13 protein-coding genes, 2 pseudogenes and 1 riboswitch are annotated in these 22,286 nt (G+C 63.9%); of the genes and pseudogenes, 9 read left to right on the forward strand and 6 right to left on the reverse strand.

From position 1 onward, the window contains the following. Positions 1-5: 5 nt before the first annotated feature. Positions 6-6,028: pseudogene (locus WJU18_RS14985) on the reverse strand (alpha-2-macroglobulin family protein). A gap of 177 nt (positions 6,029-6,205) precedes the next feature. Further along, the gene (argH, locus tag WJU18_RS14990; RefSeq protein WP_423460802.1) at positions 6,206-7,654 is read right to left on the reverse strand and encodes an argininosuccinate lyase; all 1,449 of its coding nucleotides are present in this window, start codon (positions 7,652-7,654) and stop codon (positions 6,206-6,208) included. A gap of 83 nt (positions 7,655-7,737) precedes the next feature. Here argH and WJU18_RS14995 point away from each other — a divergent pair, with 83 nt between their 5' ends. The 6 genes and pseudogenes from WJU18_RS14995 (at position 7,738) to WJU18_RS15020 (ending at position 13,895) form a co-directional block, all read left to right on the forward strand. Beyond that, positions 7,738-8,790 (forward strand): sensor histidine kinase, encoded by a 1,053-nt coding sequence (locus tag WJU18_RS14995; protein ID WP_423460803.1) that lies wholly within the window; start codon positions 7,738-7,740, stop codon positions 8,788-8,790. Positions 8,791-8,917: 127 nt separating this feature from the next. After that, positions 8,918-9,678 (forward strand): annotated as a pseudogene (locus tag WJU18_RS15000) (LytR/AlgR family response regulator transcription factor). 54 nt (positions 9,679-9,732) lie between these two features. Then, the gene (gene hemC / locus WJU18_RS15005; RefSeq protein ID WP_423460804.1) at positions 9,733-10,659 is read left to right on the forward strand and encodes a hydroxymethylbilane synthase; all 927 of its coding nucleotides are present in this window, start codon (positions 9,733-9,735) and stop codon (positions 10,657-10,659) included. A 30-nt stretch (positions 10,660-10,689) separates the two neighbouring features. Continuing rightward, complete coding sequence (locus WJU18_RS15010; RefSeq protein WP_423460805.1) at positions 10,690-11,481, forward strand: uroporphyrinogen-III synthase; 792 nt, start codon at positions 10,690-10,692, stop codon at positions 11,479-11,481. Beyond that, positions 11,478-12,608 (forward strand): uroporphyrinogen-III C-methyltransferase, encoded by a 1,131-nt coding sequence (locus WJU18_RS15015; RefSeq protein WP_423460806.1) that lies wholly within the window; start codon positions 11,478-11,480, stop codon positions 12,606-12,608. The genes WJU18_RS15010 and WJU18_RS15015 overlap by 4 nt, the downstream gene beginning before the upstream one ends. Before the next feature lie 6 nt (positions 12,609-12,614). Beyond that, positions 12,615-13,895, forward strand: a complete 1,281-nt coding sequence (locus WJU18_RS15020; RefSeq protein WP_423460807.1) for a heme biosynthesis HemY N-terminal domain-containing protein — start codon at positions 12,615-12,617, stop codon at positions 13,893-13,895. A 42-nt stretch (positions 13,896-13,937) separates the two neighbouring features. Here the strand turns inward: WJU18_RS15020 and WJU18_RS15025 are convergent, their stop codons facing one another. From WJU18_RS15025 to WJU18_RS15040, 4 genes are all read right to left on the reverse strand, one after another. Continuing rightward, positions 13,938-14,510 carry a TMEM165/GDT1 family protein gene (locus tag WJU18_RS15025; RefSeq protein WP_423460808.1) on the reverse strand — a complete coding sequence of 191 codons (573 nt, stop codon included), beginning with the start codon at positions 14,508-14,510 and terminating at the stop codon, positions 13,938-13,940. A gap of 10 nt (positions 14,511-14,520) precedes the next feature. After that, positions 14,521-14,691: riboswitch (yybP-ykoY riboswitch) on the reverse strand. A 35-nt stretch (positions 14,692-14,726) separates the two neighbouring features. After that, entirely contained in the window at positions 14,727-15,191 is a 465-nt protein-coding gene (locus tag WJU18_RS15030) for an EAL domain-containing protein (protein ID WP_423460809.1), read from the reverse strand. After that, positions 15,191-16,933: a diguanylate cyclase domain-containing protein gene (locus tag WJU18_RS15035; protein ID WP_423460810.1), complete on the reverse strand. Its 1,743-nt coding sequence runs from the start codon at positions 16,931-16,933 to the stop codon at positions 15,191-15,193. The genes WJU18_RS15030 and WJU18_RS15035 overlap by 1 nt, the downstream gene beginning before the upstream one ends. Before the next feature lie 131 nt (positions 16,934-17,064). Further along, entirely contained in the window at positions 17,065-19,527 is a 2,463-nt protein-coding gene (locus WJU18_RS15040; protein ID WP_423460811.1) for an EAL domain-containing protein, read from the reverse strand. A 442-nt stretch (positions 19,528-19,969) separates the two neighbouring features. On the opposite strand from WJU18_RS15040, the gene WJU18_RS15045 reads away from it, so the two are divergent. The 3 genes from WJU18_RS15045 to WJU18_RS15055 all read left to right on the forward strand — a co-directional run bounded on the left by WJU18_RS15045 (position 19,970) and on the right by WJU18_RS15055 (position 22,284). Next, positions 19,970-20,335, forward strand: a complete 366-nt coding sequence (locus WJU18_RS15045) for an RNA-binding protein (protein WP_423460812.1) — start codon at positions 19,970-19,972, stop codon at positions 20,333-20,335. Positions 20,336-20,465: 130 nt separating this feature from the next. Beyond that, on the forward strand, positions 20,466-21,983 hold the full coding sequence (locus WJU18_RS15050) for a TolC family outer membrane protein (protein WP_423460813.1): 1,518 nt from the start codon (positions 20,466-20,468) through the stop codon (positions 21,981-21,983). Positions 21,984-22,035: 52 nt separating this feature from the next. Further along, the gene (locus WJU18_RS15055; protein ID WP_423460814.1) at positions 22,036-22,284 is read left to right on the forward strand and encodes a hypothetical protein; all 249 of its coding nucleotides are present in this window, start codon (positions 22,036-22,038) and stop codon (positions 22,282-22,284) included. The last annotated feature ends 2 nt before the right edge of the window (positions 22,285-22,286 follow it).

A 22,286-nucleotide genomic window follows, 5' to 3' on the forward strand; every position in this document is an offset into this window, starting at 1 on the left:
CGCCCCTACGGCGCCTGCACGCTCACTTTCCCATTCGGCGCTTCGCCAAACACTTCGGGGGCATACAGCGCTTCCACCCGGCTCGGCGGCAGGCTGAAGACGCCGCTGTTGTTCAACCGGAGGGTGTATTCGACCTTCACCGTGCCTTTGGGCAGGTACTCATAGTAGCTGCGGAAAGACTCGAAGCTGCGCTCTTCGAAGGCCGGCCATCCCCGGCCGCCGCGCTCCTCACCTTGCGTGGCGATCTGGGAGTCGCGTCCCAAGCCGCTGCCGAGAATCGTGGAGCCAGCCGGCACGGGGTCGGTCACCGCCACCCAGGTCATGTCGCTGCTGCCCGTGACTTCCAGTGCCACACGAAGGATGTCGCCCCGCGTATATTGCCCCGCGGGCAACGCCTTGTTGGCCTGCTCGACGGGCGTCACGATCTTCTTGATCTGGTAGCCGGAGGCGAACGGCGCCTTCAACTCCACCGCTGCCAGCGACTGCAGGGTCAGCCAGGGCTTGCCACTGCCGGTATGGGTGACCGTCAGTGCTTGCTTGGCGCCCGGCTGGGCATCCCCCCAAGGGAGCAGGGCGGTGTTGTTCGTCAACTGGCCGGGCGTGGAAGGCGCGCCGAATACGCTGGATTGGTGCGCGGCGCCCTGGCTGTCGCCGCTCTTGACGCGGGAGACCTTGGCCCAATCGATCACCGCACTGGCGGCACCGAGCGCGGCCTGAGTCTGGCCGGCCACGGGCACCGATTCATGCTGCCTTGAAAACTCTTCCAGCGCCAATCCTCCCCACAGGTTGGCGGTCGTGGTGTTCCATGCACCTCCTTGCTGGCGGGCGATGAAGCCGCTGACCAGGCGGCCCAGATCGTCCTTCCAGGCGGGATCGTCCATCACTGTGAGCAGCAGGCGCGCGCTGTTGACATCGCCACTGGTCATCAGCCACCACCAGTAATCATCCTGCTCGGTACTGAAAGCGAGCCGGGTGCCTTGGGTGGAGAGGCGCGCACGCAGGATCTGCTGGGCCGTTTCCATCTGGGCAGCCTTGTTGGGTACCGAAGGCAACCGTTTGAGGATGCTGATCCAGTCGATCACGGCGCTGGTCGGCCATTGGTTGGGGGCGATCGTCAAGCTCCCCAGCATGGACGGCTTGGCGGCGCCGTAGCGCGACAGCGCTTCGATGGCCGCAAGTTTGCGTACGTCCAGGTCATTGCGAGGCGACCAGAATTTACGCTCGATCTTGCCCTCGACGAACTGTGTGAGGCCGTTGATCATTTGCGCGCGCGGCCCGTCCGGCAGGGCGAAGGCTGGATTGAGCTGGCTGGCCTCATGCGTGGCAGCGAGCAGCCAGGCGGTCAGCACATCGCTGCCGCGATCGGCACTGCCACTTTGCGGCGGGAAGTAGTTGGCCAGACCGTCCTTGTCCAGATAGGCCGGCAATTGCGCTGCCGTCTGCTCCCACAGCTTGGCGTCGCGCAAGCCGATCGACTTGCTGGTCTTTTGCTCCAGGCAGGCATAGGGGTAGCGCGCGAACCAGTCGAGCACGCCTGGCATGCCCTCCGCCAGGCTGGGCTGCAAAGCCACCTGAATCCCGCCGCGCTTCTCGCCGGAGGCGGGCAGGGCGTCGGCGGGGGCCACATCAAGTGTGTAGGGGCCTTCAAGCTGTACCAGGGTGGCTTGCTGCACCTTGAGCGGCACGGCAGGGATGATCCGCTGGCTCACCTTGAGCGCATCCCGCGCGGAGCCGGCGCTGTCCTTGGCTTCGATCTCCCAGATCAAAGCCTGGGCACGCGTAGCGGCCAACTGCTGCGGTGCGGTCACGTCCCATTGCAACTCGCGCGATTCACCCGCGGGGATCTGGATGGTCTGGGCTTGAAGTTCCAGCAGCGTGGCGCGCGGCGCCACTTCAACCTTCATTTCCTTCTGTGTGGTGTTGCGCAAGGTCAGCATGGCCTTGAACTGATCGCCCTCGCGTACAAGCGGGGGCAAACCGCTGATGATCTGCAGATCCTGCGTGGCCTTGATCGCGGTCTTGCCCGTGCCGAAAAGGCCCGTGCCGGCATCGGCCACGGCGACCACTTGGAAGGTGGTGAGCGCATCGTTCAGCGGCACTTCCACGACGGCCTGGCCCTGGGCGTCCAGTTGCACACGCGGATTCCACAGCAGCAGCGTGTCGAGCAATTCCCGCGTGGGGTTCCGCCCGCCGCCGTCACCGCCGGTGGGTACGGCCTTGCGGCCATAGTGGCGGCGGCCGATGATCTCCATCTGCGCCGTGGCGGTTTCCACGCCCCAGGAGCGGCGCTGCAGCATGGCTTCCAGCAGATTCCAGCTGTTGTTGGGCGCCAATTCCAGCAGAGCCTGATCCACCGCGGCCAGCGCCACTTCGGCGTTGGCCGCCGGCTGGCCGTTCGGCAGCTTGGCCGTGATCGTGACCTGGGCCTTGCCGCGCACCGGGTAGCTTTCCTTGTCGGCTTTCACCGCGACTTCGATCCGGTTGGCACTGGTGCCAACCCGGATCTCGGCCATTCCCAAGCGGAATGCCGGCTTGCTGAGATCCACCATCGCGGTGGGGGCCACATAGTCTTTGCTTTCGTGCCAGAAGGCCTGCCACCATTCGCGCGGCGCCTTGTAGCCCCAGGTGAAGAAGCTGTACCACGGCACATCGCGCAGGCGGCCGCGCAATGCCAGCACGCTGACATACACGTTCGGACCCCAGCCTTCCTCGATTTTCAGGTTCACCGTCGGATCGTCGCCGCGCAGATGCACGAGCTGGGTTTTCACGATGCCCTCGCGCTCCACGGCCACCAGCGCCGTCGCATAGCGGAAGGGCATGCGTACCTGAAAGCGCGCTGTGTCGCCGGGCTGGTAGAACTTCTTCTCGGGCACCACGTCCATCCGGTCGTGGTTTTCGCCGCCGAACCACAGCTCTCCCTGTTTGGTTACCCAGACGGAGCTGGCCGCTTCGATGGCACGGCCCTTGTCGTCGTGCGCGGTGGCCACCAGCTCGATCTCACCGGGCTGGGTCATTTTCACGTCACAGGTCAGCAGGCCGCGCGCATCGCTTTTACCAGTGCAGACGGTGCCAAGATCCTTGGTTTCCGTGCGGTTGTCGTAGGTATAGAAACCGCCCACCATGCGCTTGCGGCTGGTGGTGGTGATCCGGGCGATGGCTTTCACATCGAGCGGCACGCCAGCCTTGGGCTTGCCGGTCAGATCGAGCGCCAGCGCCTGCAATTGGACTGATTGGCTGGCCGATACCCAGCCCTCTGTCTTGATGCCCGCCACCACACCGGCCGGCCAGAGCGTGCCGTTGCCGCGCAGAGTCTGGATTTCGCCATTGGGGTCGGCGTAAGTGGCTTCGATGAGCAGATCCTGCGGGCGGGTAGGGGTGGCCAGTTTCTCGATCGTGACCTGGCCGCTGCCGTTGCGGTCGAGCGTGACCGCCAGCTTGTCAGCGACCACACGCTGGTCTTCGCGAGAAGCGGATTCTTCTTCGCCCTCGCTGCCGCTTTCCTGGCTGCTTCCTTGACTGCCGCGCGGGCGGGGCGCATCGAAGCGGAACTCATCGTAGTCAGTGAATTGCAGGTTCTTGGCGCGTGTGAGCGCTGAGACGCGCACGGGCAGGTTGCCCGCGGCGCCGCCAGCCACATAGCTCACCTGCACGTTCACGGGCACGCTGGGCGTGGCGATCAGCGGTTCCTGGCTCGCGGGACTTACGCGGCCCTGCAGCACCGGCAGGCGGAACTCTTCTACACGGAACTGGCCGGTGTCGAAGCTGCGGCCGCCTTCGCCGCCGTTGTTCTTGTCAGATGCCTGCCGCAGCGACACCTGATAGACACCGAGCTTGGCCGCTTGAGGAATGGCGAAGCTGCTTTCCGCGCTGCGCCCGCCGGTTTTGGTAGTACGCCAGGCCAGCGGTTGGGTATATTCCTGTCCGCTGCCGACGTGGGTAATCACCAGCGTGTCTGGGTTGTCCTTGGGCAAGCCGAAACCTTCGCCGGTTTCCGTGCGCAGCAGATGCTTCATCGACACCGTTTCACCGGCGCGCAGCAGAGTGCGGTCCAGCACGCTGTGCGCCCGCACGTCAGGCTTGTCGTCGCGGCTCGTGGGCACATTGAAGCGCCACGGCTCGATCCCTTTCTGCCAGGAGGACCAGGTAAACGCCAGGTCTTCAACGCCTTCTTGCGTGGCACGGGCGCTGACGAAGTAGCCTTGGCTGAAATAGTCGCTGTAGCCCTTGCCTTCGGTCTGGCAGGAGGGGGCATCGGGCGGCAGATCCTTGAAGCGCGCAATGCCTTCCTGATCAGTCGTGCCCTTGGCCAGTTCGCGGCCATTGCAGTCAGAGACCCGTACCGTGGCACCGGCCACCGGCAGCCCTTTGTCGAGCGAGGTGACCCAGGCCAGGGCATTCTCCCGCCCCAGCTTGAAGTGCACGCCCAGATTGGTGACCAGGGCCGAGCTGCGGACATACATGGTGCGGGCTTCGCCGTATTTGGCATCCAGCAGCGACTGGCCCAGGCTCTTTGAGGCGACTTCCACCACATGGAACCCTGGTTTGAGGGGAATGCCCACCACTTCGAAGGGGCGCATGGCTTGCCCGTCCTTGGAGGCCTCTTTCGTGGGGGGCACCTGCAACGCCTGCACGTCCTTCGCGCCCGCCAGCAGCGAAAGCATGCGCGGCTGCACCATGCCTTTGCTCTCATTGTCCACCGGGGTGGGAGCGGGCGGCCCAGGTCTTTGGCGGCCAGCGCGCGCGAAACCCAGAATTCATCGTAGCGTTGCACACGCCGGTACCAGGTGATGATGTCGGCATCGCTCCTGGGCTGCATGCTGCTGATCTCAAGCGCGCTGGCCTTCAGATCAGCTTCGACGTGGCGCACGGTAATGGGGAGCAGAGGCTGGCTGTCCGGCCCCTCTGCAAAGCGCTCCACGATGCCGAACGGCGCCGCGGCAAACTTGGCCAGGGGCGGCATCGGGCCGACGGCGACCTCGAGCGGGAAACTGGCTGCATTGCTCAAAGGCCTGCCGCTGGCGTCCTTGAGGCTGGAGGGCAGGGCCAGCGTGAGGGCCGTGCGCTCAGGCAGTGGGGCTGGAAACTCGACACGCTCGATGAGCGCATCGGCGTCGCTGCTGTCAAGGTTGGGCTTGTATTCGTTCTTGTCGGAACGCAAGCGCACCGATTCCAGCAATTGGCGAGGCACCGGCGCGCTGAAGTTCAGGCTGATCGGCCGGATCGGCATGCAGTCGGCCTGCGCGTTTTCCCGCTCGCAACTGATGCTGGCGGTAAAGGGCTCCCGTACCTTGTAGGTAAAGCGGCGCTCATGCGTGTTGGCGATGCCGCTGGGCGTGGCAACGCCCGCGCCGTACACCAATTGAACTTGCGTGGCCGGCGTGAGCCGCCGGTTGCATGTCAGCGCATGGAAACGCTGGGGATCCTTGGCCGCTTCCTGTTCGCTGCCAATCGCCTTGAGCAGGGCGGTGCGCGCATTCCCCTCGATCAGGCGCACCGGTACGCGCTCGCCCACGCCATCGATGGCACACCATACATTGCTGCGCACGCTGTCGGGTGTGGCGGCGCCATTCAGGCGCAGTATGAAAGCCTGCTCTTCCTCGATGGGCTGGTAGGTGGAGGGGCTGATGCGCTGAACGAAAGGGCCGCCGGTATTGAACTTGAAGCTGGCGGTGCCCGTGAGAGGGGTGCCCGCGCCTGATTTGAAGTCAGGAACTGCATCGGCGCGGCAGCTCACGCCAGGCGGCAGATCGCTTGCGAACTCATATACCCATTCCCGCGCGCTGTTCCACCGTCCCTGGCCGCGCGAGGCCGCGGCGTTGTCACAACTGAGCTTGAGAGGGGGCGGCGCCTTGGGATCGCCAAAATTGACCGCGTTCTCGTTGAACTTGGCGACCAGTTGCCTGACCTGGGCCACTTCGCCCTGTGGGGTCACGCTGGTGATGGTGAGTGCCTGCGCGCCGAAGGCCACAAAGGCAGCCGACAGCGCGAGCGCACGAGCGCCATGGCGAGAATTGAGACGAGTGGACATGCGGGACTCCGGAGGCGTTCGCCCGTAGATTAGCAAATACCGATGACTGCGGAACTGCAGGTTGGGTTGAGCGCAGCGAAGCCGAGCACGGCCAAGCCCAACAGGCGGCCATTGTGTTTCAGTGCCCGGCGCTGGGCTATGTCAAGGCGCCGGTGAGAGACCGGAAATCCGGTGCAATCAGGTGCCGGAGGCCGACTGAAGCCTGGCCTGGTGCCGTGCGATCTGCGCGCGCACCTGCACCGGCGCCGTGCCGCCCAGGGTATTGCGGGCGTTCAGGCTGCCGCGCAGCGAAAGCACGTCATAGACATCTTTCTCGATGCTGGGGTGGAACCCCTGAAGTGCCGAGAGCGGCAGTTCGGAAAGATCGCAGTTGTGCGATTGCGCGGCCTTGACGGCATGCGCCACGGTTTCGTGGGCATCGCGGAAGGGCAGGCCCTTTTTCACCAGGTAGTCCGCCAGATCCGTCGCCGTGGCGTAGCCTTTCAGCGCTGCCTGTTCCATGGCCTCCGCATTGACCGTGATGCCGCCCTGCCGTGTACCGGTTTGCGCGTCAAGCTGGCCGGCGATCATCTCCACGAAGATGCGCAGCGTGTCGCGCAGCGTATCCACGGTGTCGAACAGGGGTTCCTTGTCCTCCTGGTTGTCCTTGTTATAGGCCAGGGGCTGGCCTTTCATGAGGGTGATCAGGCCCATGAGATGGCCGACCACGCGCCCCGTCTTGCCGCGTGCGAGTTCGGGCACGTCCGGGTTCTTCTTCTGCGGCATGATGGACGAGCCGGTGGTGAAGCGGTCAGCGATCCTGATGAAACCGAAGTTCTGGCTCATCCACAGGATCAGCTCTTCAGAGAGGCGGCTCACGTGCACCATGACCAGCGCGGCGGCGGCGGAGAATTCGATGGCGAAATCACGGTCGCTCACGGCGTCCAGGCTGTTCTGGCAGACGCCTTCCATGCCCAGGGTGCGGGCCACGCGCTCGCGGTCCAGCGGGTAGGTGGTGCCGGCCAGGGCGGCCGAGCCAAGCGGCAGCTGGTTCACGCGCCGGCGCACGTCGGCCATGCGGGCCTCATCACGCGAGAACATTTCCACATAGGCCAGCAGGTGGTGCGCGAAGCTGACGGGCTGAGCCACCTGCAGGTGGGTGAAGCCGGGCAGGATCACGTCGATGTTCTTCTCAGCGACCTCGATCAGCGCCCCTTGGAGCTCACGCAGCAGGCTGGAGATGAGGTCGATCTCGCCGCGCAGCCACAAACGGATGTCGGTGGCGACCTGGTCGTTCCGGCTGCGGCCGGTATGCAGGCGCTTGCCGGCGTCGCCGATCAGCTGCGTGAGGCGGGCTTCGATGTTCAGGTGCACATCTTCCAGCGCCAGCTTCCACTCGAAACCGCCGGATTCGATTTCCTGGGTGATTTGCGTCATGCCGCGCTCGATTTCGGCGCGGTCTTGCTCGGTAATCACGCCCTGGGCGGCCAGCATTTCGGCGTGAGCCAGGCTGCCCGTGATGTCTGCGCGCCACAGGCGCTGGTCAAAATCCACGCTGGCGGTATAGCGTTGTACGAGCTCGCTCATGGGCTCTGAGAACAGCGCGGACCAAGCCTGGGATTTCTTGTCGAATTGATTGGTGGACATAGGGGGTGTGAGCTAAAGCGAGGCGGCGCTGTGACGGAGTGTGTAAACAAGGGCAAAGGGCCTGTAGGATTGTCGTCCGCGCCATGAAAGATCCGCAAATTCTATCGACCTTCGACGCCGGCAGCCCGCGCCGCAAGGCTGTGCCGGCTGCCCGGCCGCTGGTTTTTGATGTCTGCCAGGTCAGTGTGATCCTGCGTGCCGTGCTTTATGTGGAGGCGGTGTTGGCCGTGGCGCTGATGTATCCCGCGAGCGATTTCTCCGACTGGCTGGCTCGTGTGGCCTTGATCACAGGCGGGGCGCTTCCCGCCACGCTGCTGTGGCTGGTGGTGGGCTGTATGGCCAAGCGGCAGATCGCCAGGCTGCCGCTGGCGGGCCAGTATGCGGCTGGCGTGGCGCTCGGTATGGTGGCGGGGCTTTATGCCTGCGGCATGCTGGCGCTCCTGGGGCTGTTCGAGCAGCCCAACTGGCTGGCCAGCGCGTGCACGGGGGCACTGCTGGCGGCCGGGCTGGTGGCGGCGTTGGCCTGGCGTGTGCGCAGCCGGTTGCCGGCGGCCACCGCGGCGCGGCTGGCTCAGCTGCAATCCAGCATTCGGCCGCATTTTCTGTTCAATACGCTGAATACGGCTATTGCGTTGGTGCGAGAGGAGCCCGCCAAGGCGGAAATGGTTCTGGAGGATCTATCAGAGCTTTTCCATCACGCCCTGATTGAACATCAAGGAAGCTCGACGCTCGATCAGGAACTCACGCTGGCACGCCGCTACCTGGAGATCGAACAAGTGCGCTTTGGCGATCGCCTGCGCATCGAGTGGGTGCTGGATGAACGGGCGCATCTGGCCCGACTGCCGCCGCTCATTCTGCAGCCGTTGGTGGAGAACGCGGTCAAGCATGGGGTGGAGCCCAGCGCCACGGGCGCGCAGCTGCGGGTGTCTACCGAGCTGCGGGGGCAGATGGCGGTGATCAAGGTGGCTAATACGGTGCCGGCGGGGCAGGGTCGGCCGGGCCATGGGATTGCATTGGCTAATGTGCGGGATCGGTTGAAGCTGTTGCACGATATGGAAGGGGGGTTTCGTACGGCGATGGTGGGGCAGGTTTATCAGGCGCGGATTGAGGTGCCTGTGCCAGGGGGTGTAGATTGATTGGCAGGCTGCGTTTTTTAATGACCAGCTGTCATTTCCCGAAGGTCGGAGGCCGGGATTGCTCCCGGCGGCGCGGCTCGGGCCATCGCTGCGCTCGGCCCGCGAATCAAATGAAAGAAGCCAACCCGTGACTCTGCGAGTATTGATCGTTGACGACGAGGCACTTGCCCGTTCGCGCCTGCGCACGCTGCTGGGCGATTGCCGCCAGCCCCAAGCATTGGCGGCAGGGGAGGCCGCCAATGCCGCCCAGGCGCTGGAATGGGTGCAGCGTCAGCGTTTCGATCTGGTTTTGCTGGATATCCATATGCCCGGTGCTGACGGCATTCAGTTGGCCGGCGCTTTGCGGCAACTCCCTGAACCGCCGCTGGTGATTTTCGTGACGGCTCATGCGGAATACGCCGTGAATGCTTTTGAGCTTGAGGCAGTGGACTATCTGACCAAACCCGTGCGCCTGGAGCGGCTGCAGGCCGCCTTGCAGAAGGCCGAGCGCATGGCGAACCTGTTGCGCCCCCGCAAGGGGATGAGGCACCTGAACCAGAGTCTGAATGGCTGCTGATCGCCGAGCGCGGCAGCACGATCCGGGTACCGCTGCCGGAGGTGCTTTACCTGAAGGCGGAGCTCAAATATGTCACGGTGCGCACCGCCAAGGCGAGCCACCTGCTCGATGGCAGCCTGAGCCAGTTGGAAGAAAAGCACCCAGGCCGCTTTCTGCGCATCCACCGCAATGCGCTGGTCGCCCGCCACGCCATCCGGGCCCTCGTGCGCCACCATGCGGACGATGAAAGCGAGGAGAGCGAAAGCTGGGCCGTGCGCCTGGCGGGCATCGACGAGCCGCTTCTCGTTTCTCGGCGCCAACTGCCTGCAGTGCGTGAGGCGCTAGGGGAGTAACCCGGCGCGCGTGCATGCGATAGCATCGTCACTTTCCCCGATCGTTTCGTTTCTATGTCTGCAGCCTTACCTATCACCATTGCTACCCGTGAAAGCCGCCTGGCCCTATGGCAGGCCGAGCACGTCAAGGCGTTGCTGGAAGAGCGCGGTCATGCAGTGACTCTGCTGGGCATGACCACGCGGGGCGATCAGATCCTTGACCGTACCCTGAGCAAGGTGGGCGGTAAGGGCCTGTTCGTGAAGGAGCTCGAAACCGCTCTCGAAGAAGGCAGAGCCGATATCGCCGTGCATTCGCTGAAAGACGTGCCCATGGACCTGCCGGACGGGTTCGAACTAGCTTGCGTGATGGAGCGCGAAGATCCGCGCGATGCCTGGGTGTCAGCCGGCTGTGCAACGCCTGCGGATCTACCCCCGAATGCGGTGGTGGGCACTTCCAGCCTGCGGCGTACCGTGCTGCTGCGCGCCATGCTGTCAAAAATGGGCCGGACCGATGTGCGGATTGAACCCCTGCGCGGCAACCTGGATACGCGGCTGCGCAAGCTGGATGAAGGCCAGTATGCGGCCGTCGTGCTGGCCGCCGCGGGCTTGAAGCGATTGGGGCTCGCGCAGCGGATCCGCCATGCCTTCAGCACGGAGGAAATGCTGCCTGCCGCCGGACAGGGCGCGTTGGGCATCGAGATCAAGGCCGCCCGCCCCGATGTCGCGCAAGCGCTGGCGCCCCTGGCCGATGAAACCACCTGGCTCGCGGTAGCCGCCGAGCGGGCCGTGAGCCGTGCCATGGGCGGAAGCTGCTCCATGCCGCTGGCGGCGCACGCCACGCTGAAGGGTGGGCAGATCCATTTGCGCGCGGCCTGGGGCGATCCTGAAGGAACGCCGGTACTGGTCACCGCGCAGGGCACTGCGGAGGCCGCAGATATCGCAGCCGCGGCAGCCCTGGGCGAACGCGTGGCCGCTGAACTTCGGTCAGGCGGTGCGAGTTAGGGCGCGTCATCCAGAGTGCCCTGGACATCTATGCGCGTTTTAGTCACTCGCCCGGCACGAGAGGCTGTCCACTGGGTGCAAGGCTTGGCCGCGCTCGGATTCGATGTGCAGGCGCTCCCTTTGATCGATATTGCACCTCCTCCTGAGGTGGCTCCCTTGGCGGTGGCTCGGCAGGGGCTTGGCAGCTATGCGGCGGTGATGTTTGTCAGCGGCAATGCTGTGCGAGGGCTTCTTGGTGCATCGGCGGGGCTCAAGGCCATGGAGCCCGCCGATGTGGTCCGAACGATTGCCAGGGCCAGGGCTTGGTCGCCAGGCCCTGGCACCACAGGGGTGCTGGAGCAGGCAGGCTGGCCGGTCTGGGCTATCGATGCGCCTGCGCACGACGCGCCGCAGTTTGACTCAGAGGCGCTGTGGTCCCAGGTAGAGCCGCAGGCGAAGGAAGGGCAGCGCGTGCTGATTGTGCGTGGTGCCGATGTGCAAGGACGGGTCGCAGGACGCGATTGGCTGGCCGCGAAATTGCGGGCCGCCGGGGTCATGGTGGAGGAGGTGGCGGCCTACTGTCGCGCATTACCAACACTGGATCCAGTTCAGCACCATCTGGCTGAAAGCGCCACGGCGGACGGCAGCGTGTGGCTGTTCAGCAGCTCCGAGGCCATCGCCAATCTACAGCGGCTGCTGCCAGCGCGGGATTGGTCGGCCGCGCGCGCCATTGCCACGCACGAGCGGATTGATCAGGCCGCACGGAAAGCGGGCTTCGGGCAGGTCATGCAGGCGAGGCCGACGCTGGAAGCCGTGGCCGCGTCGATAGAATCACTTTCATGAACGACGAATCGCCGTCTGCTTTGCCGCCTCCCGCACCAGCCGCATCCGTGACCGCCTCAGTGGGCTCGCCCGTGCACCCTCCGGCGCCTCCCATCGCGGCGCCAGCTGCGGTGGCGCGCAGCAGTGCCGCTTCGGTGCCCACGGGCATGGTGGTGGCCTGGGTGCTGGCTGCGGTGGCGCTTGGCGTCAGTGCATCGCTGTGGCAAAAGCTTTCCGGCATGCAGGAGCAATTGGCGCGGCAGAGCGCCGAGGCAGGTTCCCGCGCGGTGGAGGCTCGCACGCTGGCCCGGCAGGCCGAGGAAACTGTGCGCAATACAGCGGCCAAGGTCGCCATTCTCGACACCCGCATCGGCGATCTCTCGGCTTACCGGGCACAGCTCGATGACATGATCCAGAGCGTGGCCCGCACGCGTGATGAAAATCTGGCGGTCGATCTGGAGGCCGCAGTCAACGTGGCACAAGACCAGACGCAGCTCACAGGCCGTATCGAGCCCTTGCTGGCGGCATTGCGCACCGCCGAGCGGCGGGTGGCGCGCTCGGGCGATCCGCGACTGGCCCCTGTCGGGCGAGCGGTGGCGCGCGACCTGGAGCGTGTCAGGGCGGCCAACATCCCCGATACCGCCGGCTTGCTGGCCAAGATAGACCAGTTGCTGCGGCAGATAGACGAGTTGCCGGCTGGCAACGACGTTGGCCGCGGGCGGGGCGAGAAGCCCTCCCGGGACGCCGCCAGGGAACCTGCCAGCGGTTGGTGGGCCAAATGGGGCTTGGTCGTGTCCGACGAGGCCCGCAAGTTGCTGCGCGTGAGCCGCATCGAGCGGCCCGAGGCCAGCATGATGAGCCCCGAACAGGTGTTCTTCCTGCGGGAGAACCTGAAGCTGCGCTTGCAGGGGGCGCGTCTGGCCATATTGGCCCGCCAATATGAAGCTGCGCGGGCAGACCTCACGGCGGCGCAGATCGCCATGGGCTCGTATTTCGATCCTGCCTCGCGCCGCACCCAATCAGCAGCTACCTTGCTGCAGCAGATCCAGGCTTCGACCAAATCAGCCGATCTGCCCAGGGTGGATGAAACACTGATGGCCCTGAGTGCGGCTGCTTCGGCGGCCAATACCCCGTCCGGAGAGAAGTAGAACGCCATGCGCGCCGTACTCTGGTTGGTTGGATTGTTCGCGATGGCCGTGGCCTTGGCCTTGTTCGCGGGCGACAACGAAGGCACTGTCACCATCTTCTGGCCGCCGCATCGGGTGGATCTGTCTGCTAATCTGGTGCTGCTGGTGTTGGCATTGCTTTTCGTGTTGCTCTATGCGGCTTTGCGCACACTGGCCGCCGTGCTCGAATTGCCGCGCCAGGCGCGCCGCTGGCGGGCTCAGCAGCGTGAGCGCGCCGCCCATGCGCAGTTGCTCGACGGCATGGTCCAGCTTTCCGCCGGACGCTATCTCAGGGGGCGCAAGGCCGCAGAAGACGCGCTCGCGCGGGAGCAATCCATGGCGGCTTCCGGTGAAACGCTGCCCCAGGCGCCCACCTTGCGCGCGCTGGCCCACCTGACGGCCGCTGCCAGTGCCCATTCGCTACAGGACAATGCGCTGCGCGATACGCACTTGCAGCAAGCGCTGGACGCCGCGGCCGGCAGCTCGGCGCCGCAGGAATTGCGCGAAGGCCTGCACATGCGCGCGGCGCGCTGGGCGCTTGACGATCATGATCCTTCAGCCTCGCTGGCTTGGCTCGACCGGCTGCCGCAAGGGGCCAGCCGGCGTACGCTGGCCCTGCGCATCAAGCTGAAGGCGGCGCGGCAAGCACGTCAAAGCGCTGCCGCCCTGGAAACGGCGCGCTTGCTGGCCAAGCACCGGGCTTTCTCGTCCGAAGCCGCGCGCAGCCTGTTGCGCAGCCTGGCGAGCGAGCTGATCGATACCGCGCACGATCCGGCCCAGTTGCAATCCATCTGGGCCTCGCTGGACGCGAATGAACGTGCCATGCCCGAGTTGGCTCTGCGCGCGGCTCAACGCATGATGGCTCTCGGCGGGGAGGGCGAGCTCGTGCGCGACTGGCTCCGTCCCGTATGGGAGCAGATGCTGACGCTGCCCGATGCCTTTGCCGATGCGCATGGGGTTCGCCTGGTGCGCGTGCTTGAGGCGGGCATGGCCCAGTCCGACGAGTTGGGCGACCGCGATTGGCTCGCACGCATTGAAGCCGCTCAGCAAGCCAACCCGCGTGACGCTACCCTGCAATATCTGGCCGGCATGGCCTGTCTGCATCGGCAGCTATGGGGCAAGGCACAGCTGCTGCTGTCACAAGCCGTGCGCCATCTGAGGGACGGCAGCCTTCGCCGCAGCGCTTGGCGCGCGCTTGCGGAACTGGCCGAACAGCGGGGTGACGTGGCGGCCGCGGCGCAAGCCTGGAAAAAAGCGGCCCAGGAGTAACCCCCGAGCCACAGAGGGACGTGTTAGATCGTGAACACGTTCTTAGAACAAATTTCCCACATTGAGCAACGTCAACACCCCAAGAACGCCAAAAATGGCGGCGGCCACCGTATGAACGAGTTTCATTGATACCTTCTTGGCGATCTTGTCGCCGAGAAAGACAGCCGGTGCGTCCGCCAGCATCATGCCCAGCGTCGTTCCCATGACCACCTGCACCACGTCCGGGTAGCGCGCGGCCAAGGCCACGGTCGCGATCTGGGTTTTGTCGCCCATTTCTGCCAGGAAGAAGGTCAGCACCGTCGTGCCGAAGGCGCCGAAGGTATGCTTGGTTTTTGCCGCGTCGTCATCGATCTTGTCGGGAATCATCATCCATGCGGCCATGGCAAGAAAGGAGATGCCGATCGCCCAGCGAAGAATATCCGGCCCCAGGGCTTGAGCGACCCAGCCGCCCACAGCGCCTGCAGCCGCGTGATTGACGACAGTGGCCGTGAAAATGCCGGCGACGATCTGCCAGGGCTTTCGGAACGTGGCGGCAAGAATGATCGCCAGCAATTGGGTCTTGTCGCCCATTTCACCGAACAGGACAACGCCGGTGGATACGAGAAATGCTTCCATGATGTGGGATTTTTTTGGGCCGGACATACAAAGACCACACGACATCCCCGGCCCGATCCGGAGGCAGTGTGGTCAATGGTCTTGCCAGGCTATAAAGCTGCGCGCGCCATGGCCTGTGGGCCAAGTGTGTTGACGCGAGCCCCTGCATTGCGCAGGTCAGCTACTCCCCAATGACGAGTTCGTGAATTATAAGGCTTGCCAGGAAGGGAGCTGGCTTCAAAGCCCAAACAGCCAGTCCCGTTCGAACTCTGCAGCAGGCAGGGCTTTGGCAAACAGATAACCCTGGGCTTCGTCACAACGCAGGCCGCGCAGCTTTTCCAACTGCTCTGGTGTTTCCACGCCTTCCGCCACGGTCCGCAATTTCAGCGCGCGGGCCATCTTGATCACGGCGGTGACCACTGCGAGGCTGCGCGGCAGGGTGAGCATGCCACGCACGAAGGACATGTCGATCTTGAGCTTGGAGACCGGCAAGTCGTGCAGCCGGGCCAAAGAGGAGTAGCCTGCGCCGAAGTCATCGATGGCAAGCGAAAAGCCCAGATCCACCAGGCGCGAAGCCACGCGCTGCGCTTTGTCGTAGTCCAGCATCAACGCCGATTCGGTGATTTCCAGCTCGATCACTCCCGGCTCCACGCCATGCATGCGCACCAGCTCCAGGGTGCGCTCGGCGAAGTTGTCGTTCATCAACTGAATGACCGATACATTGACCGAAATGGGGGAGGATTCTCCACGCCTGCATCGTGCCAGACGCGCCACTGGCGCGCGGCCTCTTCCAGGCTCCATTCGCCCAGCGCGGTGATCAACCTGCGCTCCTCGGCGGCGGGGATGAATTCTGTCGGATCGACCCAGCCCCATTCGGGGTCGTGCCAGCGCGCCAGAGCCTCCACGCCGCGCAACTGGCCCGTGGTGATATCCACCTTGGGCTGGAAATGCAATTCCAGCGACGATGAATACAGTGCCGTGGCCAGCCGCGCTCCCAGTTCGACGCGCCGCTGCACCTGCAGGCCCATTTCCTCGTTGTAAATCAGGCAACCGCTGCCTTGCTTCTTGGCCCGGTACATGGCGGTGTCGGCGCACCGGAGCAAATCGTCCAGGCGCTTGCCGTGATCCGGGTACAGGGCGACGCCGATGCTGGCGCCCAACTCAAACTCGAGACCTCCGACCCAAAGGGGCTGTTTCAGGGTTTTATGTACCCGCTCTGCCACGGCCATGGCACCGTGCTGGTCAGTCAGAGGGACGGCCACCATGAATTCGTCACCGCCCAGGCGGGCCAGCACTCCGCGCCCGGCCAAGGCACGTTTGCCATACCGCGCCGCGGAGGCCAGTACGCGGTCGCCTATGGCGTGGCCATGGGTGTCATTGATTTCCTTGAACTTATCGAGATCTATGAACAGGATGGCCGCTTGCTGGCCGCACTCGGTGGCGTCATCCAGCAGGCGCTGCGCCAGTGCCAAACCATACACCCGGTTGGGCAGGCCGGTCAGCGCATCGTAGGAGGCCAACTGCTCCATCCTCGCCAGGGATTGCTGGCGTTCGCCCGTGTCCCGGTTGATGCGATTGGCGCGGACGTACTGTCCCCGCTGCAGCCCCTTTGAGCGCAGCGCCAGAACGCGCTCGCGCAGATCCGTGACACTCAGCAGCAACAGCGGGGCTTCGCTGTCCGCGTGCCGCAATGGCTGCGCGATGATGATCGCCGGGATCGGCAGCGCGGGTTCAACCGGAAGCAGTTGAACCCCCCGGCGGATGGGGTGTTCGCTCAGCGCGTGTTCCGCAAGGGTGGTCAGGTCCGATCCCTCCATGAGGGTGGCCAGCGAACGGCCCTCCAGCGCGCTTGGGGTGCTGCCCATGAGTTGCGCGAAGGCCTTGTTGCAGAAGACCACCTGCAGATCCCTATTGATCACCAGAGTGCCGTATGGCAGAAGGGGCAGGACTGCGCTGTAATCGCGAAGCGCCACCGTCTGTGCATGGCCGTGCACACCACCGTCGCCATCTGCCGCTAGACGGATGTCCAGGAAAATCACTTTCATGAGCGCCTGGAGCGCGGTAGCCTGTTCCTGCCTGCCGAGCGGCATCTCATGGAGCCGTTGAAGCAGCTCGATCGCATAGTGGCTGTAGACGTCGAGGTACCTGTTTGGCCGAGGGCTGAGGGGTGGATCCGCATTCATGCGGGTTTCCGCGCGGGCTTCACCATAGGCGCCGTTTGCCAGTGCATCGAGAAAGCTGGCGTGCACCTCCCTGAGCTGCTCCAGCATTTTCCCGTCGGCAACCAGTTCTCGCATCCCGGGGCGCTGCATCCAATGGCGGTAGAGGTCATCCACAAACGTGGAAGAGCCTTCGCGCAGGACAGCGTGCAGGCTTTGCAGGGTATGTTCCTCCTGCGAAGTCAGTGAGAGGAAAACCTTCGGTGCCGGTTGACTCTGATTCATTGCCAAATCCCTTTCCACTGCGCTGGGCAGAGACGGGGAGACATGCGAGATTCAGGATACAGGTTGTTTGTGTTTGTATTAAATGTATCTCAGGGTGAATCGAGACATACTGCACAGAAACGAGTCAGGCGTCAGCCATGCGCGAAGGGTTTAGCATGGACGAAGGTCTCCAACTCTTCCACCGGCAAGGGTTTTGCCAGCAGAAAGCCTTGAAGCATGTCGCATCCGCTGTCGATCAGGAACCGGCATTGAGCCTCGGTTTCGACCCCCTCGGCAAGAACCGGCAGCTTCAGGTTGTGCGCCAGTTCGATAACGGCGCGGGCGATGGCCGCATCGCTGGGATTGGTCAGGAGGTCGGCCACGAAGGATTGGTCTATCTTCAACTGATCCAGAGGCAGCCGCTTGAGGTAGGACAGCGAAGAATAGCCCGTGCCAAAATCGTCCAGGGAAAAGCTCACGCCCCTTTGTTTGAGCAAGCTCATCCGTGAAAGCGTGTTGTCCAGCCGGTCCATCAGCAAGCTCTCAGTCAGCTCCAGTTGCAGCAAGCCCGGCTGTACTCCATGGCGGGAAAGAGTAGCCATCACCTGATCGGCAAAATCGGGATGGTGGAATTGCCGCACGCTGACGTTGACAGCGATGCAGAGGTGCGCTGTTTCCGGCTGGCGCGCCCAGGCGGCCAATTGAGCGCAGGCTTGGTTCAGTACCCAGAGACCCAGAGGATGGATCAGGCCTGTTTTCTCGGCGGTGGGAATGAATTCGGCTGGACTGACCGTGCCTCGTTCCGGGTGGTTCCACCGCAGCAGGGCTTCCGCGCCAATGATGCGGCGCGAGCGGTCGAACTGCGGCTGGTAGTGAACGGAAAATTGGCCGCCCGCCTGCACGGCTGCGCGCAGGTCGGCGCCGAGGGCCGCGCTGGCGTTGAGGGCGGCCTGCATGGAGGGGTTGAAGAAAGCTATGGCGCTGCCCTCCATGTCGCCGGCATGGTATCTGGCCAAGCCCGCCTGCATGAGCAGCTCACTGACCCCTCCGGGCGCGGTGCCGAAGCGCGCTACTCCAACACTGACGGTGCTGTAGTGCAGATAGTCTCCCAGCTCGAAAGGCTCTGCCAATCGCGTGCGCACCTTTTCCGCCACCGCCTGCGCCTTTTGCCTGGCTGACGCCGGATCGGGGCCCAGGTTTTGCAGCACCACCGCGAACTCGTCACCGCCAAAGCGCGCCACGATGTCCGCCTCGCGCAGATTCTGCGTCAGGCGCTCGGTGACCTGCTGCAGCAGTAGATCACCATGGGAATGGCCCATGGTGTTATTGAGTGTCCTGATGTTGCCCAGGTTGATGAATATCAAGGCGCCTTCCTGTTCGGTGAGCGCGCTGTCCGCCATGGCGCCTTCCAGGCGCTCCACCAGCGATTGGCGGTTGGGCAAGCCGGTGAGCGGATCAAAGAAGGCCAGTCGATGGATTTTTTCATCGGCGAGCTTGCGTTCCGTGACATCCCGCCCCACGGCCACCCAATGCGTGAGCCGTCCTCGGTCATCGCGCACGGGCACGGGCACGACATCGAGGTCCATCCAGTAGGTGGAGCCATCGCGGCGCTGCAGCAAGGCTTCCTGCCGCAACTGGGTCGTGAGGGCTCTTGGCTTGATGGCTCCGCGCGCAAGCAAGCTCACGATATCGATGCCCGTGACGTGCCGCAGGATATCCGGCGGTTGCCCGACCACTTCCTTGCGTGAGAAACCGGTTTGCCGCTCGAATGCTTCGTTGACGAAGAGAATGTGCGCATCGTCGGTATCGCCGACCTGGGCGATGACGACGATATCGTTGATGCGTTCGATGCCCGTGCGCAGCAGCATCAGCCTGTGCTGGGACTGGCGGCGCTCCGACACGTCGTGCAGATACAGTGCGAGGCCTTCGGCGTAGGGGTGGGCGCGAATTTCGATCCATTTATCCAGCTCGGGATAGAAATCCTCGAATTCCAATGGCTGGTTGCCGGCCAGCGCTTGCTTGATCTGAGCGCGCAACAGCCCTTTCTTGCGGCCGTGCAGCAACTCGACGATGGGCCGGCCCAGCAACGCGTTGGCAGGCTGTGCCATCAAGCGCGTGCTTTCTGCATTGACATACATGACGCTGGCATGATGGTCGAGCGTCATGAAGGCCTCCGTGATGCTGGCCAACGTGGTGGTCAGGCGCATGGCCAGGAGCAGCGTTTCTTCCCGCACCCGCCTGTGCGCGCTGATATCGTGGACCGCACCGCGGATTTCGCTGGCCTGACCCGGGGCGCAGGGCAGTGGAGCGCCAACGAAGCGTACCCAGCGCGGCCTGGCGTCGGAAACCGCCAGCCGGACTTCGACATCAATCGGGGTGCCAGAGCCTGCGCAAGCGGCGAAGGCTTCCTGCAGCAACTGGCTTGACTCCTGGGCCAGGTGCGGCAGCAACTCGTCCAGGCTGGCGGGCGAGGGGCTGGCCAGTCCCAATATCTCGGCCGCATCCGCGCCCAGCGTCAGCTTCCGGCCTTCCATCTGACAACTCCAGCTACCCATGCCAAGCGCGCGCATGGCGCCGCGCGAGAGGACGCACGAATCGCTGAAAGCAGATGACATGGTCATGTTTCCTGTGCTCCGAAGCGAAGCTCGTGCACACCGGTTGTAAGGCATGACAGGAGCTTTGCAGCAGGATTCCTCGCTTACTTCATAAGTAACGGCGAATATTTGGTAAGTCGAAGATCCACTTTAAGTGGACTCATTGTGAACTAATTAACGCTATCGCGATGCGTTCTTCGAAGAATTTTGCACCGGGCATCGTTTAGTGTTTCAATTCGCTTCATATGTGAAAAAAACACATGCGTCATTCGTCATGACTATCTGCACCGTGATTGAGATTCGGCTTGAGGCGAAGGGGTGGACGATGCCCCGCCGCCGGCGCAGGCGGATTGCGGGTTGACCGAGCGGGCTTTGGCGTGCGGCGGGCATAGGCCGCATGCGGAGTCTAGAGGCGTGGCAGCCTCCTCTGCCGCAATTTCCTGGACAGCTGAGCGGGTTGACGATGAAAACATTGGGTGATCTGAGGCACTGTGCCGACGCTTCCGCATTGAGAAAGGCGGTGCTGGGCATCTGCGCGGATTTCGGCACGGTCAAGCGGCTCGAGATCCTGACGGCAGAACAGGACGGTGTTCCTCAAGCCATTTGTTTCCTCAGCCTGGACAACCCCGATCATGAACTGGCGCTCATGCGCGCGCTGGGACTCGGCCGTTTTGGCGGCGAGATTGTATTCGTGGTGAATTTGGCGCGGGCGCTCTATGGGGAGGGCGCCGTCCCGGAATGGGCCTGGGCCATTCCACCGGTCGACGCCGATGTGAATCGGAAGAGGGGCCGAACCGTCGAACAGGCCCACGATCCACCCGACCCCTAGCTCATGTTCAAACGGGTGTTTCCTAGGTGATCTCCGCCAGCGTGGAGATAGCGGCAACGCAGTGAACGAGATGTCCAGGCCAGTCGCACTTGCCCACATCAAAAGTTTCAACAACCCACAGGAGCCTGAAATGAGACTACATGAAACCGCATGCCGGGTCGTGATGATCGGCACCTCGTCGCTGGTCGCCACCGCTGCCTGGGCGCAGTCGCCAGCGCAATCCCAAGCGCCAGCGCCAGAGCCGGAGCAACCCCCTCCCGCCATGGCCAGTGCGAACCCGGTCCCGGGCCAAGGCGCCAGCTTGTTGCAGGTCGTTGAGAAGGCGGTCGAATCCCACCCGGAGATACAGGCCCGCTACCACGATTTCACCTCATCCCTGGAAGGCCAGAACATAGCGAGCGCCGGCTGGCGCCCGCACATCACTGCCCAAGGGTGGATCGGCAAGGAGTGGCGCACCAACGTGCCCGACGAGCCTTCGTACAACTGGACCCGCCCAGGCTGGAGCCTGACCTTGCGTCAAATGCTCTACGACGGTCTTGGCACGTCCAACAGCGTCAAGCAACTGGGTTACGAGAAGCTCTCCAAATACTACGATCTCGTGGCCACTACCGACAGCCTGAGCAACGATGTGGCGGCGGCCTACCTCGACGTGCAGCGTTTCCGGGAGACCGAACGGCTGGCGAAGGAGAACTTCACGCTGCACGAAGGCACGCTGAAGCTGTTGTCGGAACGCCAGCAGGCAGGGGTCGGTCGCGGCGTGGATTTGGAGCAGGCTGTGGGCCGGCTGGCCCTGGCGCAAACCAATTTGCTGACCGAAAGCAACAATCTGAACGCCGTGACACAGCGCTATCGGCGAGTGGCCGGAAGCATGCCCCCGCAAACGCTCGATCCTGTGCCTGACATCAGCAGCAAGTTACCCGCTCCTGGCAGCCTTCAGAACTTCGACGAATCGGTGCGCCAGAACGCGACGGTACTTTCCAAGCAGGCATTGGTGCAGGCTGCCGAGGCGAGCGTGCAGGTGGCCAAGGCGGCCCATCAGCCGAGGCTGGATCTGATTGTGTCCACGGGGCGCGACCGGACGCAGCCTTTCGCACCCTACAGGGACGTGCAAAGCACCAGTGTCCAGCTTCTGCTGACCTACGACCTGTATCGCGGCGGCGCGGACGAGTCCCGCGTTCGCCAGACCGCGGCGCAGTCCTATGCCGCCCGTGACGTGCGTGACTACACCTGCCGCAATGTGTTGCAGGAGTTGTCCGTCAGCTGGAGCAACATCCTGCGCCTGCGCGAGCAAATGCCGTTCCTGCGTGACCATGTGCTGTCCACCGCCAAGGTGCGCCTGGCCTATCAGCAGCAGTTCCGGATCGGGCAACGCACGCTGCTGGATCTGCTGAACACGGAAAACGAACTCTTCGATGCCCGCCGGGCGCTCGTCAATGCGCTGTATGACCTGAAGAAGAGCGAGTTCCAGTGGCTGATGCACTCAGGACAGGTGCTGACTGCCCTGGGCGTGGCCCAGCCACGGGCGGGTGAGTTGCCGCAGGAGCAATCGTCCCTGGCTTTACCCGAGGACGCGGTGCGTGACTGCCAGAACGCGTCTCTTCCCGACACCAGCAACCTGGTGCCGATGATCAAGGCATCAGCCCGCTGACGTCTCGCAGATCTGAACAGGGTTCGCACTGATCCGCTCAACAGGGAACACCATGACTGGCCAACAGGATCCATCTCCCGAAAGCAGGCCTTCTCCCCTTGCGCTGGAGCAGGAGCTGTCTTCGCTGGACGCGGAGTTCATCCGCGTGCTGGAGGACTTGATCGACGCCTTGCTGGCCAAGGGCACGCTGCTGGTGACGGATCTGCCGCCCGAGGCGCTGGAGAAACTCCAGCAACGCAAACACGCGCGTCAGCGCCTTAAAAACGCGCTTGATCTCATCGACGACGCGCCGCTCATCTAGTC

This window comes from Ottowia sp. VDI28 (assembly GCF_049532675.1).
Classification (GTDB): Bacteria; Pseudomonadota; Gammaproteobacteria; order Burkholderiales; family Burkholderiaceae_C; genus Ottowia.